The organism is Cellulosilyticum lentocellum DSM 5427 (genome assembly GCF_000178835.2).
GTDB classification, from domain to species: domain Bacteria; phylum Bacillota; class Clostridia; order Lachnospirales; family Cellulosilyticaceae; genus Cellulosilyticum; species Cellulosilyticum lentocellum.
This window is the reverse complement of sequence record NC_015275.1, coordinates 3,916,271-3,930,091: the sequence shown is the minus strand read 5'-3', so window position 1 is coordinate 3,930,091 and position 13,821 is coordinate 3,916,271. Positions and strand designations below refer to the sequence as shown.

Here is a 13,821-nt window from a genome sequence, read left to right as displayed (position 1 = left end):
AGTTTTAAAAATATAGTATATTTTGTTTAAAGATGATAAAATAGGATTGATTTCAAGATTATACATTATAAAAAATAATATTAGAGGGTAAAATATGTTATTTAATTCTATTAGTTTTTTAATCTTTTTCCCCCTTGTTACATTAGGGTATTTTATAATTCCTTACAAATGGAGATGGATTTGGCTACTGATTGCTAGTTACTATTTCTATATGAGCTGGAATCCAGTATATGCATTACTTATTGCCACATCTACTTTCATTACATACTTGTGTGGGGTTTTATTGCAAAGTACGGAACGTATAGAAGATGAGGAAAAGCGTATACGGCTTAGAAAGACTTGGTTAATACTAAGTCTAGTTATTAACTTTTCCATTTTATTTTTCTATAAGTACTACAATTTTTTAGGAGACAATATTAATAGAGTCATGGAACATTTCGCTATTCATATGCAAGTACCTTATTTTGATGTTATGTTACCAGTAGGTATCTCTTTTTATACTTTCCAAGCTATTGGGTATACCATGGATGTTTATAGAAGAGACATTAAAGCAGAAATGCATTTAGGAAAATATGCTTTATTTATTTCCTTCTTTCCACAGCTTGTAGCTGGACCTATTGAGCGTTCAGGTAATTTGTTAAAACAGTTTTATGAAAAGCATACCTTTGATTTAGAAAGGGCTAAACGAGGCTTTGTGCTGATGCTATGGGGGTTCTTCCAAAAGGTAGTTATTGCTGATCGAGTAGCAATTCTAGTCAATCAGGTTTATGGCAATTATGAAGCTTATGCAGGCTTTGAGATTGCGTTAGCAACAGTATTATTTAGTATACAAATTTATTGTGATTTTGCAGGTTATACTTATATTGCTATTGGCGCTGCTAAAATCATGGGCTTTGAATTGATGCAGAACTTTGATACACCGTATTTTGCTAAATCAATTAAAGAATTTTGGCGTAGATGGCATATTTCTCTTAGTGGTTGGTTTAAAGATTATTTGTACATACCTCTAGGTGGTAGTCGCTGCAATAGACTTAAACGATATAGAAATATTATGATTACTTTTTTAGTAAGTGGTATATGGCATGGAAGTGGCTGGAACTACATTATTTGGGGAGGTCTACATGGTATTTATCAAGTTGTAGGAGATATCATAGCACCATTTAGACAAAGAGTAGCGCAGTTGTTTGGATTAAATAAAGAAAAGTTTTCTTACAAATGTTTGCAAGTATTAACTACGTTCATTTTAGTAGACTTTGCTTGGATATTCTTTAGAACTGCCGACTTAGCAAGTGCACTTGGAATCATTAAGCAAATGTTTAGTAGTTTTAATCCTTGGATATTTTTTGATCAAAGCTTATATCAATTAGGCTTAGATCAAAAAGATTTTGGGGTCATGATGATTTCTATTATCCTTATGATTGCTGTAGAATTAATAGGTAAGCACTACGATTTTGAAGAAGCTATTGCTAAAGAACACTGTGTATTTACTTGGACAGTGTTTATGGTAATCATTCTTGGCATATTGATTTTTGGTGTATATGGCCCAGGTTATGCAGCAAGTCAGTTTATTTATTTTCAATTTTAATAAAGGATAGGAGTGAAATAGATGCAAAAAGGGGCGATAGAATTACTAGCTTGTATCCTGATATTTGGAATGGTTTTTAGTGGTACTACAAGGGTTTTTCAAATGAAACAGTTAGAAGAACCATGGGATATGACTAGAAAAGTAGAGGGGATTAAAAATGAAGAAAAAGATAGTGTCGATGTCATGTACTTTGGCTCAAGTCATATGTATACTAGTATTAACCCAGTTGTTGTTTGGGAAGAACAAGGCATCCCATCCTACATATTAGCAACACAAAAACAGCCTTTTTGGATTTCTTATTATTATATGAGAGAAGCGCTCAAATATCAAAAACCTAAAGTAGTAGTACTTGATATCTATAGAAGTGATTTTTTAGAAGAATATGAAGAAGAAAGTGTTAATAGAGCAGCTATTGACTTACTAGATTTTTCTTATAATAAAGCACAAATGATAGAGGCAAGTGTGCCAAAAGAAGAGCGGGCTTCTTATTATGTGAATTTGATTAAATATCATGGGCGCTGGAAAGAGTTAACCAAGGAAGATTTTGACTGGAGCTATCGTACGAAGCAAGATCCATTAAAAGGATATGTTTGTTTATATCCTACTACACCTATAGATAGAAGACAAAGTCTAGAAGAGGTGACAGAGGTTCAGGATATGAGTGATAAGACCAAAGAATATCTTATGAAAATCATAGAATTATCTAAAAAGAAAGGCTTTGAACTCGTACTTTATAAAGCACCTTCTAATGCTACAAAAGAGCAAAAGGCCTACTATAATGCTGTAGAAGCTATTGCAAAGGAAAACAATATTCATTTTATTGACTATAATATGCTTTATGAAGAAGTAGGGCTGGATTTAAGTAAAGATTTCTATGATGAGAATCATGTTAATTTACTAGGCGCCAAGAAGGTAAGTACGCATTTTAGTGCTTACTTAGCAGACGAGTTTCATTTAGAAGATAAGAGAGATGAAGTAAGCTATAGAGAAACATGGGATCAAGCTGTGCAAATAAATGAAAGATGGGAAAAAGCCTATGAGCTCAGAAATATAGTGAACTTAAAGGATTATGTAGAAGCTGTAAAAGCAGAAGATTATGCGGTATTATTTACTACCGTTTCAAATGTTTCGTTAGATACTGTCTCAGAGGAAAGCTTAAAGGTGTGTCAAGACTTTGGCTTGCTACAAAAAGAAAAGTTAAAAGGACATTACATAGCTATAATGAAAGATGGAGAAATGCCTTATGAAGTAGACAGAGAAGCTCTAAATGATGCAATAAGAGACTTAGGATTACCTATTGAAGTGGCTTATAATGATCAAGAAAGATATACACTTAGTAATATAGATTATAAGGACCATAATTATTTTACTAGTAGAGGTAATATGAATATTATTGTATATGATAAAAAGCTCAATAAGATAGTAAGTAATGTACTAGTAGATTTAAAGACACAAGGTAAAATTGTACAATAAATTAGGACACAGATAGTATTCGTGCAAAAAAATAAAAAAAACTAAAACACGTGATAATCTTGTCCTACTGAGACGTATTTTAAATGAAAATAATAAGTTGTATAATTTCCTAGCAAAAAGCTTAATTTATTTGTAATAAGTAGGAAGGGCCCCGCATAAGATTAAATCAAGAGCCAGAGTTAAGGGGGGCCTTTTCTTGAAAGCCTATATAGAAGAAAGAGCCATAGAGTCAGCAAAGTTTATTATTAATTCTAATGCTACTGTAAGGGAAACTGCAAAGAAGTTTGGGATTAGTAAAAGTACGGTTCATAAAGATGTAACAGAAAGACTAGAGAAGATTAATCCTAAACTTGCCAATGAGGCAAGGAAGGTTTTAGAACTAAATAAGGCAGAAAGACACCTAAGAGGTGGCTTGGCTACAAAAGAAAAATATTCTAGCTTAATTAAATAATTTTAATACATAGCACCTCATTTTGAGGTGCTATAATTATTTTTTAATTTTTTGCAAAAAATAGAGTTTTAATGTTATAATATGCTAAAAGAAGTGAACCCTAAAATACAATTTTACTATAACAAAGGAGAATTCAAATGTTTGGAATGGGAGCGGATATCGGAATTGATTTAGGGACTGCCTATGTACTTGTTTATGTGAAGGGGAAGGGCATTGTCCTTAGAGAACCATCGGTGGTAGCAATAAAGGAGAAGACTAAGGAAGTCATAGCTGTAGGAGAAGAAGCAAGACGTATGTTAGGCAGAACACCGGGGAGCATTACCACTGTTAGGCCTCTTAGACAAGGTGTTATATCAGACTATGATGCTACAGAACAAATGCTAAAGTATTTTATTCACAAAGCTATTGGTCACAGACTTGTAAAACCACGCATTGGAGTATGTGTTCCTAGTGGCGTTACTGAGGTGGAAAAAAAGGCGGTAGAAGATGCTACAAAACAAGCAGGAGCTAGATATGTTGATACCATAGAGGAACCTATTGCAGCAGCTATTGGTGCAGGCATAGATATTTCGCGTCCATGTGGAAGTATGATTGTAGACATAGGTGGGGGAACAACGGATATAGCAGTTATTTCATTAGGAGGAGCAGTTGTAAAAAAGTCCTTAAAAATAGCCGGAGATGAGTTTGACGATACTATTATTAAGTATATGAGAAAGAAATATAGCCTTCTTATTGGAGAAAGAACAGCAGAAGAGATAAAAATTAATGTTGGAAGTGTATTTAAAAGAGAAGTTCCAGCCGAAATAGAAATTAGAGGTCGTAATCTAGTATCAGGATTACCAAGAAATATGGTAGTAACTTCAGAAGAAATTAGACAGGCCTTAGAAGAACCAGTAGCAAGTATTGTTGATGGTATCCGATCTGTGTTAGAAATAACACCACCAGAATTAGCTTCTGATATTTCAGATAGGGGAATTGTGCTTACAGGTGGTGGAAGTCTTATTCAAGGTCTTGATCAGCTTATTTTGCAGGAGACAGGAATAAATGCAGTGATTGCAGATGATGCTATGTCATGTGTAGCTATCGGAACAGGTATGTGGGTTGAATATAGATATGCTAAAGGAGTAAGAGAAAGAGATTAAAAAAAGGAGGCCTTTAGATGGTAAGAGGACTTTATACAGCTGCCACAGGTATGAATGTACAGGCAAAAAGGTTAGAGATTATTTCTAATGATCTAGCTAATACAACGACTACTGGATATAAAAAAGATGTAGCAGTAGTTTCTTCTTTTCAAGAAGTATTAATGACGAGATTAAATGATACTCAAAACCAAGTGCCTAATAATGGACCAATAGGTAATATTACTTATGGGGCAAAGATTGACGAGGTCTATACAGATTTTACTCAAGGTTCAGTTATTTCAACAGGGGAAATGGTTGATGTGGCTATTCAAGGAGATGGCTTTTTTGTAGTGCAAACTCCAAATGGAGAAGCCTACACAAGAGATGGTAATTTTTCTATTAATCAATATGGAGATTTAGTGACTAAAGAGGGCTATCCTGTTATGGGATTAGATGGGCCTATTACTTTAGGCGAAGAATTTCTGACCACTGGTGGAGATGTAGTGATTAGCAGTCAAGGAGAAGTAACATTAGATGGTCAGTATATTGATACCTTAGAATTAGCTAGATTTGAAGACAGTAGGGCATTAACAAAAATGGACAATAACTTATATAGTAGTACGGCGGCTAGGCTGCCTTTTGAAGGAAAACTCATTCAGGGCTATTTAGAATCAGCCAATGTTAATCCTGTAACTGCTATGGTAGATATGATTACCGTTTCAAGAGCATATGAAACAAATCAAAAAATGATTCAAGTACAAGATAGTTTACTTGGTAAAGCTGTTAATGAATTAGGTAGAGTATAGGAGGAAGAATATGATTAGAGCATTATATACAGCGGCTTCAGGTATGACCGCCCAGCAACTTAATGTAGATACCATTTCTAATAACATGGCTAATGTTAATACAGCAGCTTATAAGAAAGAAACAACTAACTTTAAAAGCTTACTCTATACAACGATGGGAGAAGCTAATGATCCTAATGCACAGACGGCACCTACAGTTAAACAAGTAGGGCATGGTGTACGTGCGCTAGCTAATTCTAGAGATTATACAAATGGCATTCTTCAAGAAACAGGTAATGAATCAGACCTTGCTTTAGTTGGAAATGGTTTTTTTGCTATTGGGCAGACAGATGGTTCTGAGGTTTATACTAGGGATGGTAGCTTTAGATTTGCTATGATTCCTGATGAAGGAAGTTATGCGTTAGTTACAGCCGATGGGCATCCAGTACTATCTACAGAAGGTGAGTCTATTGTAGTAGGGACAGAAATTCCTATGGATAAGCTTGAAATAGGGCAAGATGGAAATATTTATTATTTAGATGAGACAGGACTCGAAATGGATGTAGCTCAAATAAGAATTGTTCAATTTGCTAATAGAGCAGGACTTGAGGCTGTAGGAGATAACCTTTATAAAGAAACACCAGCTTCCGGAGAGCCTTTAGCAGAGGTTGATGATGATGGCTTAACTAAAACAACGATTCGTACAGGTTACCTAGAAGGTTCCAATGTACAAATAGCACAGGAAATGGTTAACTTAATTATTGCTCAAAGAGCTTATGAAATTAACTCAACAGCTATTAAAGCAGCCGATGATATGTTAGGACAAGCTAATCAGCTTAAGAGCTAAGGAGGATAGCTAGATGGAAATTTCAGGGGTTTCAAGTCTATTAGATTTGCAAAAGCGAGTAGCTACGGAGTCTGCTGATACAGCAGGAACAAAAGATTTTGAGGCTATTTTATCAGAAGCTATGGCAAAGAAAGATGACACAGAACTAAAAGAAGCTTGTGATGAACTTGAAAGTTATATGCTCAGCATGATGTTTAAGCAAATGAAATCATCTATGCTTTCAGGGGATAGTTTGATAGCTAAAGGTGATTATGAATCTATGTTTGAGGATACTTACATCAATAATTTATGTGATGAAATGGTTAAAGCAGGAGGTATCGGTCTTTCGGATGCTATGTATAAACAAATGACCAATACATATGCTGCTCAAATGCAGATTAGTGATGAAAATAAAGCAGCAATGGCTAATGAAGCTATCAAAATTGAAGAGGAAGTTTAAGAAATGTTCCTCTTGTTGACAATAAAAAAGAATGATGTTAAAATAAATCGAAAATAAAATAAAAATTCTTATCCAGAGAGGTGGAGGGACAGGGCCCTATGAAACCCGGCAACCTAGTTTAAAGCTAAGGTGCCAATTCCCACGTATTTATTACGTAAGATGAGGATGACTGTGCGAACGCTAACCCCTCATTTTTAATGAGGGGTTTTTTATATGGTTTTCTGTCTTACACAAAATTAAAGGAGGCTATGATATGGCAAAAAGATTATTTACTTCAGAATCAGTAACAGAAGGGCATCCAGATAAAATTGCTGACCAAATCTCTGATGCAGTTTTAGATGCTATTTTTGCGCAAGATCCAAATGCAAGAGTTGCTTGTGAAACAGCACTTACAACAGGTCTTGTATTAGTAATGGGAGAAATTACAACAAATTGTTATGTAGATATCAATAAAACAGTTCGTGACACTATTAATGAAATTGGTTACAACGCACCAGAGTATGGTTTTGACGGACACTCATGTGGTGTAATTGTAGCACTTGATGAACAATCAGCAGATATTGCTATGGGTGTCGACAAAGCTTTAGAAGCTAAAAAAGGTGAGATGACAGATGATGCCATTGAAGCTATTGGCGCAGGGGATCAAGGAATGATGTTTGGCTTTGCTTGTGATGAAACACCAGAGCTTATGCCGATGCCAATTTCACTTGCTCATAGATTATCAAAACGTTTATCAGAAGTACGTAAAGATGGTACTTTAAATTATCTTAGACCAGATGGTAAAACACAAGTTACTGTAGAGTATGATGGAGATACACCAATAAGAGTTGATGCAATCGTTGTTTCAACGCAACACGCAGCAGAAGTAACCCAAGAACAAATTCATGCAGACATTATGGAATATGTTATTAAACCAATTGTTCCAGAGAACTTATTGGATGCAGATACAAAATATTTTATTAATCCAACCGGACGTTTCGTCATTGGTGGACCAGTAGGAGACTCAGGTCTTACAGGACGTAAAATCATCGTAGACACTTACGGGGGTTATGCAAGTCATGGTGGCGGTGCTTTCTCTGGAAAAGATCCAACTAAAGTAGACCGTTCAGCAGCTTATGCAGCTAGATACGTAGCTAAAAACATTGTAGCAGCAGGTCTTGCTAAAAAGTGTGAAATTGAGCTTGCATATGCTATTGGTGTAGCACAGCCAGTATCAGTACTTGTAAATACACATGGTACAGGTGTTGTTAGTGATGAAGCATTAGTAGAACTTGTTCGTAATAACTTTGACCTTAGACCAGCAGGTATTATTAAGATGTTAGATCTTAGAAGACCTATCTACAAACAAACAGCAGCTTATGGACACTTTGGTCGTATTGATGTGGATTTACCATGGGAAAGAACTGATAAAGCTGAAATATTAAAAGCTGCAGCAGAGAAATAGGTGACTAGAATATAATCCGCTTAGGAAAACTTTGGTTGAATCCTGCTGTCTAGAGTGCCTTTTAGAAGAGTATATGAATTGTGAGATGAGAGAGTAAGAGAGTGATTAAAATAAAAAAGCGTTGTTACGAGGAAAAATCGTAACAACGCTTTTTGCATGAACAAGAATTAATATTACAACTACATTACAATTATTAATTAATCATAAATTCTAGTGGTATTGAAATCTAAATGTGCTATAGTATTCTGTATAAATAAAAAATATTTTATTAATTTGGTTTATGGAGGGGATTTGTAATGAAGAAAAAAGTATTAGCCTTATTGGTAACATTTGTAATGATGTTTACTATGGTAGGTTGTAATGCTCAAGGTGTAGAACTAATTAATGAGTTAAAGACAGTTTCTACATGGGAAGCGATGGAGACAAAAAGTAATTTAGACTTAAGCTTTACTTATCAAGGAGAATCATTTAAGGCAAATGCAGAAGTTGTAAGTTATTCAAATAGTAAAGACTTACAGATGGAAGCTACTATGACTATTAAGAATGTTGAATTTTCTGGTCAAAAGATTGACGTTACAAAAGCACCATTTAAAATTTCACCTATTAAATTCTATATGGATGGTATGAAGTTCTATGTAAGTACAAGCTTTATTAAAGATGTAGCGGCTATGGCAGGTGTTGATCCATCAACATTAGTAGATGTAAGTAAAGACTATTTAGCTCTTGATTTAACAAGTGCTATGGAAATGTCAGGAATGAGCAAAGAGCAAATAACGAAACTGTCAAGTCAAAGTTTTGATATTTATACTAATTCTAAAATTGATGTTCCAATTATCAAAAAAGATAACACTTATACTGTTGAACTTAAAGATTCACAATTAGTAGATACATTCTTTGATTTTTGTGTAGAAGTTGTTGATGCACAAACTGATACACTAACAGAAACTTATAAAGCAATGGGCCTTACTGATGACCAAATCAAAGAAGTGCTTGCACAAGTAAAAGCTATTTATGGACCAGAAACAAAAGCTATGATTAAACCTATGATTAATGGTAGTACTGCAAAAGCAAGCTATACATTCAATAAAGATAGCTATGTAGCTGATATGTCAGCCGCTATTAAAGTAGCAGTAGATAAAGAAAAATTTGATATTAGCTTAGCTGAAAAATCAGAAGTGAAAAAAGTAGATAAAAAAGCAATTACTTTCCCAACAAGTGTAAAAGTATACACTATGGAAGACCTTATGGCTATGGCTACACCTAGTCAAGTTATTGAAGTAGCACAAAAAGATTGTATTGTTGAAAAAGGTGTAACATATGTACCTCTTAAAGCTACTTTAGCTAAGGTTGGACTTACAGTAGGTTATGATAGTAAAGCAAAAACAACTTATATTAAAGAGTTAAATAATATGCCTGTAAAATCTATTGTTAAAAAAGGTGTATCATATGTTTCAGTAGACCAACTTGCTGAACTTGGCTTGGTATGTGAAATTACAAAATAGCAAATGTAAGAAAACGAATAAGCTACAAAGTAAAAATAGGAACCGTTAAGTATATGGTTCCTATTTTTTATGCTACATTTAATTTGAATGCGTATGAGTTAAAAGAAGATAGGCAATAATTTTCATAAAATAGTAAGCCATTGTGACCTAAATGTGGATATGTTATACTTTTTAAATAAAGTTGTGGACAAGATAAATGGATAAGAAAGCAAAGTGGTGAATAAATTGAGCGAACAAGTGGTTTTAGAAGCGACAATAGAAGATATAATTTATCAAAATGCAGAAAATGGTTATACTGTTTGTACCATAGAGTACGAAGGAGAAGAGCTTTCTTGCGTGGGAGAAATGGCAGGTATTTATGCCGGAGAAGAAGTTAAAATTGTAGGAAGCTGGAGCACACATCCCATATATGGAAGGCAAATAAGAGTAGAAATGCTAGAGAGAAGTATGCCTAAGACAGTACAAGGAATGGAAAAATATCTAGCTTCTGGTGTTATTAAAGGCATAGGGGCCAAGACAGCAAAGAAAATTGTCAAGCATTTTGGGTTAGATACTTTTAGAATAATTGAGGAAGAACCACTCGTACTTGCTCAAGTAAGTGGCATTAGTGAAAAAAAAGCACAAGAAATCGGAGAAATTTTTCATACCCAGTATGAATTGAGACGTGCTATGCTATTTTTACAAGAATATGGGATTACACCTACTTATGCGATTAAAATATATAAGCAGTATAAAGATAAGACTACAGAGGTCGTTAAGAATACGCCTTATCGTTTAGTGGATGATATATTTGGTATTGGCTTTAAGAAAGCAGATGAGATTGCTTTTAAGGTGGGGATAGCAAGAGATGACCCTCATCGTATAAAAACAGGTATTTTATATGTACTTAATAGTTTTTCAGCTAATGGACATACTTATGTCCCTAGAAATAAATTGTTAGAAGAAGCCATGAAACTATTACTACCAAATGAATATAATGATTATGTACAAGCAGATGAATATGAGCATCCATTACTTGAAAATGCACTTTTAGAACTTACCTTATCTAAACAAATTATTATTAAGAATTACGATGAGGTACCTTGCATATTCCTTTCATATCTTTATTACAGTGAACAGGCTGTAGCTAGAAAACTTATTGATTTAGCTGCTCTGTATCAAGCAGATAGTCAGTTAGATGTAGAAAAAGAGCTGATTAATACACAAAAGGAACTAAAAATTGAATTAGTAGAAGAACAAAAAGAAGCTGTTAGACAAGTACTTACTCAAGGGGTGACTGTGATTACAGGAGGGCCAGGAACAGGAAAGACTACTACGATTAATGCTATTTTACACATGCTAGAAAAAGCTGGTGAAGATGTGCTCTTAGCTGCACCTACTGGAAGAGCAGCTAAACGCATGAGTGAAGCCACTGGTATGGAAGCACAGACAATTCATAGACTTTTAGAAATTAATTACATGAGAGAAGATGCCAATAAGCAAATGTTTAGTCGTAATGAAGAAAATCCATTAGAGGCGGATGTTATTGTAGTAGATGAGATGTCGATGGTAGATATTACTTTGATGCATGCTTTGATGAAAGCTGTAGTGGAAGGACAACGCTTAGTACTTATTGGAGATGCAGACCAGCTACCGTCTGTAGGAGCAGGAAATGTCTTAAAAGATATTATTAAAAGTGGCAGGATTTCAACAGTAAGATTAGTACAGATTTTTAGACAAGCTTCTAAGAGTGCTATTGTTATGAATGCTCACCGTATTAATAAAGGTGAATATCCTATATGTAATGAAAAAGGAACAGATTTCTTCTATATGAAACGTAGTATGCAAGAAGAAGTTAAAGAGACTATTATAGAGCTGATTACAACCAGATTGCCTAAATACCAGGGCTTTGATAGCCTGAAAGATATTCAAATTTTGGCACCTATGCGTAAGGGAGTAGTTGGCGTTAACGAACTTAATAAAGCTGTTCAAGAAGCCTTGAATCCACATCATCAATTGAAACCTGAGAAAGAATACAGAGGCACCTTATTTAGAGAAGGTGATAAAGTGATGCAAATCAAAAATAATTATAACACACCTTGGAAAATATTAGGTAAAAGTGGTATGCCTATAGACGAGGGAACAGGTGTATTTAATGGAGATTGTGGGATTATTACCAGTATTAAAGAAGAAGCAGAATTATTAGTAGTTACTTTTGATGATTTAAAAGTAGTAGAATATGAGTTTAACCAATTAGATGAACTAGAGTTAGCTTATGCTATTACCATCCATAAATCTCAAGGAAGCGAGTATCCAGTAGTCATTTTACCTATTCATAGTGGGCCACCTATGCTTCTCAATAGGAATTTATTATATACAGCAGTAACTCGTGCTAAAAAAATGGTAGTAGGTGTAGGACTTACTGAAACTATGGAACGTATGGTGGATAACAATAAAGAAATAGAACGTTATTCAAGTCTTGCTAAGCACCTTGCAGTCATGTTGTAACACCTTATATGATGCTAATGGGGGAGATGGAGGTCTTTAATGGATGAATTCCTAGGACGATTAAAAAAGCTTATTTACCCTGATAAATGCACGATATGCAGAAAGTTACTTTCTGCAGAAACAAAAGAAGTATTATGCGACAGGTGTTATAGTCACTTATTAAAAGAAAACCTATGCAATAGGTGCGGTAGGCCATACAAGATAGAATACGAAGGTTGCTTGTGCTGTAAAGAGGAAGAAGATTCCATGGTAAAGCGTACTATAGGATTATTTCCGTACTGCGATCATTATAGAAAAGCTGTCCTGAGATGGAAATATCGTGGGATTAGAAGATATGCAAAAGGTTATGCTGATTTATTCGTAAATGATTTGGTGGTTACAGCTATATTAGAGTTAGATGCTTTTATTCCGGTGCCTCTAGCACCTTCAAGGGCTAAAAAAAGAGGATTTAATCAAGCAAAGGACTTGGCTAGAGAAATGACTTTGCTTACTGACATTCCCACATATGATTGTTTACTAAGAACCAGAGATACTAAGCCGCAGGCAGAATGCACTAAAGAACAAAGAAATAAAAATGTTAAAGGAAGTATTGCTATTAATCAGAAATTCACATTACCACAGCTAAGGCGAGTAGCTATTGTTGACGATATATATACAACAGGCAGTACAGCCAAAGAATGTATAAAAATCCTAAAACAAGAGTACGCCATGAAAGATGCAGAATTTTATTTGTTGGTGGTATGTATTGGTGGGTAAAAATAGGAGGGATTCAAATGGATGTTAAAGTATGTAAAAACTGCAAAAAGATATTTCAATATATTGCTGGACCAGAGATTTGTCCAAGATGTAAGCAATTAGAAGAAGACATGTTTCAAAAGGTAAAGACGTATTTAAGAGAAAACCCTGGTGAAAGTATGCATGTAGTAAGTGAGGAAACAGAAGTATCCGTTACACTTATTGAAAAGTTTTTAAGGCAAGGGCGTTTGGAAGTATCACCAGATTCACCCATTACCCTAACCTGCGAGATGTGTGGAAGAAAAATTACTTCGGGTCGCTTTTGTAGTAATTGTAAAGGCGAGCTAACTAATCATTTAAATGAAGCTAAGAAAGCTTTATCTAACCAAAAATCAGAAAAAACATCTGCTGCTGATACTAGAGAAAAAATGAGATTTTTAAAATCAGACTCTATTAGACGCTAGATAGAAGCTTTGTATTGTAATGCTGTCATATGCCTCTTAGGCCATCAATCTATTGTTGAATAGCCATGAGAAATAGACAGCTTTTTTTATAAAAAAGAATAGAACAATATATTTTTAATGAGCAGAATGAAAAATAATATTAATGAAGCGAAAATAAGGACCGATATAATATACAGAAGAAAATAATGTGAGAAGGAGAGAGGGATGACCATGAGAATAGATCCAATTAGTAGGGCGTATGAAGCTTATAAAAGTCAAAAGGTGACTCCAACTAAAAAAATAAATTCAGTATCAAGTAAAGATCAAGTAGAATTTTCTAGTATTGCTAAAGAGTTTGGTAGTGTTTATAAAATGGCTTTAGAAGCGCCGGAAATTAGAAAAGACAAGGTAGAAAGCCTTAAAGAACAAATCAAGTCAGGTACTTATAATGTTAAGTCTGAAGAAGTGGCTGAAAAGATAATGTCACAATTTGATATTAAAGGATAAGG

At 34.4% G+C, this 13,821-nt stretch carries 13 protein-coding genes and 1 riboswitch; all 13 genes read left to right on the top strand.

What is annotated here, in order from left to right; genetic code table 11:
• Positions 1-94 precede the first annotated feature (94 nt).
• The 13 genes from CLOLE_RS18125 (at position 95) to flgM (ending at position 13,819) form a co-directional block, all read left to right on the top strand.
• Positions 95-1,585, top strand: a complete 1,491-nt coding sequence (locus CLOLE_RS18125) for an MBOAT family O-acyltransferase (protein WP_013658569.1) — start codon at positions 95-97, stop codon at positions 1,583-1,585.
• A gap of 21 nt (positions 1,586-1,606) precedes the next feature.
• Positions 1,607-3,058 carry an SGNH/GDSL hydrolase family protein gene (locus tag CLOLE_RS18120; RefSeq protein ID WP_013658568.1) on the top strand — a complete coding sequence of 484 codons (1,452 nt, stop codon included), beginning with the start codon at positions 1,607-1,609 and terminating at the stop codon, positions 3,056-3,058.
• Positions 3,059-3,254: 196 nt separating this feature from the next.
• Complete coding sequence (spoIIID, locus tag CLOLE_RS18115) at positions 3,255-3,509, top strand: sporulation transcriptional regulator SpoIIID (RefSeq protein ID WP_013658567.1); 255 nt, start codon at positions 3,255-3,257, stop codon at positions 3,507-3,509.
• Positions 3,510-3,646: 137 nt separating this feature from the next.
• Positions 3,647-4,651, top strand: coding sequence for a rod shape-determining protein (gene mreB / locus CLOLE_RS18110; RefSeq protein WP_013658566.1), 1,005 nt, complete (start codon positions 3,647-3,649; stop codon positions 4,649-4,651).
• Between the two features lie 17 nt (positions 4,652-4,668).
• Positions 4,669-5,436 (top strand): flagellar basal-body rod protein FlgF, encoded by a 768-nt coding sequence (gene flgF / locus CLOLE_RS18105; protein ID WP_013658565.1) that lies wholly within the window; start codon positions 4,669-4,671, stop codon positions 5,434-5,436.
• 10 nt (positions 5,437-5,446) lie between these two features.
• Entirely contained in the window at positions 5,447-6,262 is an 816-nt protein-coding gene (locus CLOLE_RS18100; RefSeq protein ID WP_013658564.1) for a flagellar hook-basal body protein, read from the top strand.
• A gap of 13 nt (positions 6,263-6,275) precedes the next feature.
• Complete coding sequence (locus CLOLE_RS22110; RefSeq protein ID WP_013658563.1) at positions 6,276-6,701, top strand: rod-binding protein; 426 nt, start codon at positions 6,276-6,278, stop codon at positions 6,699-6,701.
• Between the two features lie 65 nt (positions 6,702-6,766).
• A riboswitch (SAM riboswitch) is annotated at positions 6,767-6,867 on the top strand.
• An 87-nt stretch (positions 6,868-6,954) separates the two neighbouring features.
• The gene (gene metK, locus CLOLE_RS18090) at positions 6,955-8,145 is read left to right on the top strand and encodes a methionine adenosyltransferase (RefSeq protein WP_013658562.1); all 1,191 of its coding nucleotides are present in this window, start codon (positions 6,955-6,957) and stop codon (positions 8,143-8,145) included.
• Positions 8,146-8,441: 296 nt separating this feature from the next.
• Positions 8,442-9,647 (top strand): hypothetical protein, encoded by a 1,206-nt coding sequence (locus CLOLE_RS18085; RefSeq protein ID WP_013658561.1) that lies wholly within the window; start codon positions 8,442-8,444, stop codon positions 9,645-9,647.
• Positions 9,648-9,872: 225 nt separating this feature from the next.
• Positions 9,873-12,134 carry an SF1B family DNA helicase RecD2 gene (gene recD2, locus CLOLE_RS18080; protein ID WP_202945205.1) on the top strand — a complete coding sequence of 754 codons (2,262 nt, stop codon included), beginning with the start codon at positions 9,873-9,875 and terminating at the stop codon, positions 12,132-12,134.
• 39 nt (positions 12,135-12,173) lie between these two features.
• Positions 12,174-12,890: a ComF family protein gene (locus CLOLE_RS18075; protein WP_013658559.1), complete on the top strand. Its 717-nt coding sequence runs from the start codon at positions 12,174-12,176 to the stop codon at positions 12,888-12,890.
• Between the two features lie 17 nt (positions 12,891-12,907).
• Positions 12,908-13,333: a MerR family transcriptional regulator gene (locus CLOLE_RS18070; RefSeq protein WP_013658558.1), complete on the top strand. Its 426-nt coding sequence runs from the start codon at positions 12,908-12,910 to the stop codon at positions 13,331-13,333.
• 204 nt (positions 13,334-13,537) lie between these two features.
• The gene (flgM, locus tag CLOLE_RS18065; RefSeq protein WP_013658557.1) at positions 13,538-13,819 is read left to right on the top strand and encodes a flagellar biosynthesis anti-sigma factor FlgM; all 282 of its coding nucleotides are present in this window, start codon (positions 13,538-13,540) and stop codon (positions 13,817-13,819) included.
• Positions 13,820-13,821 lie beyond the last annotated feature (2 nt).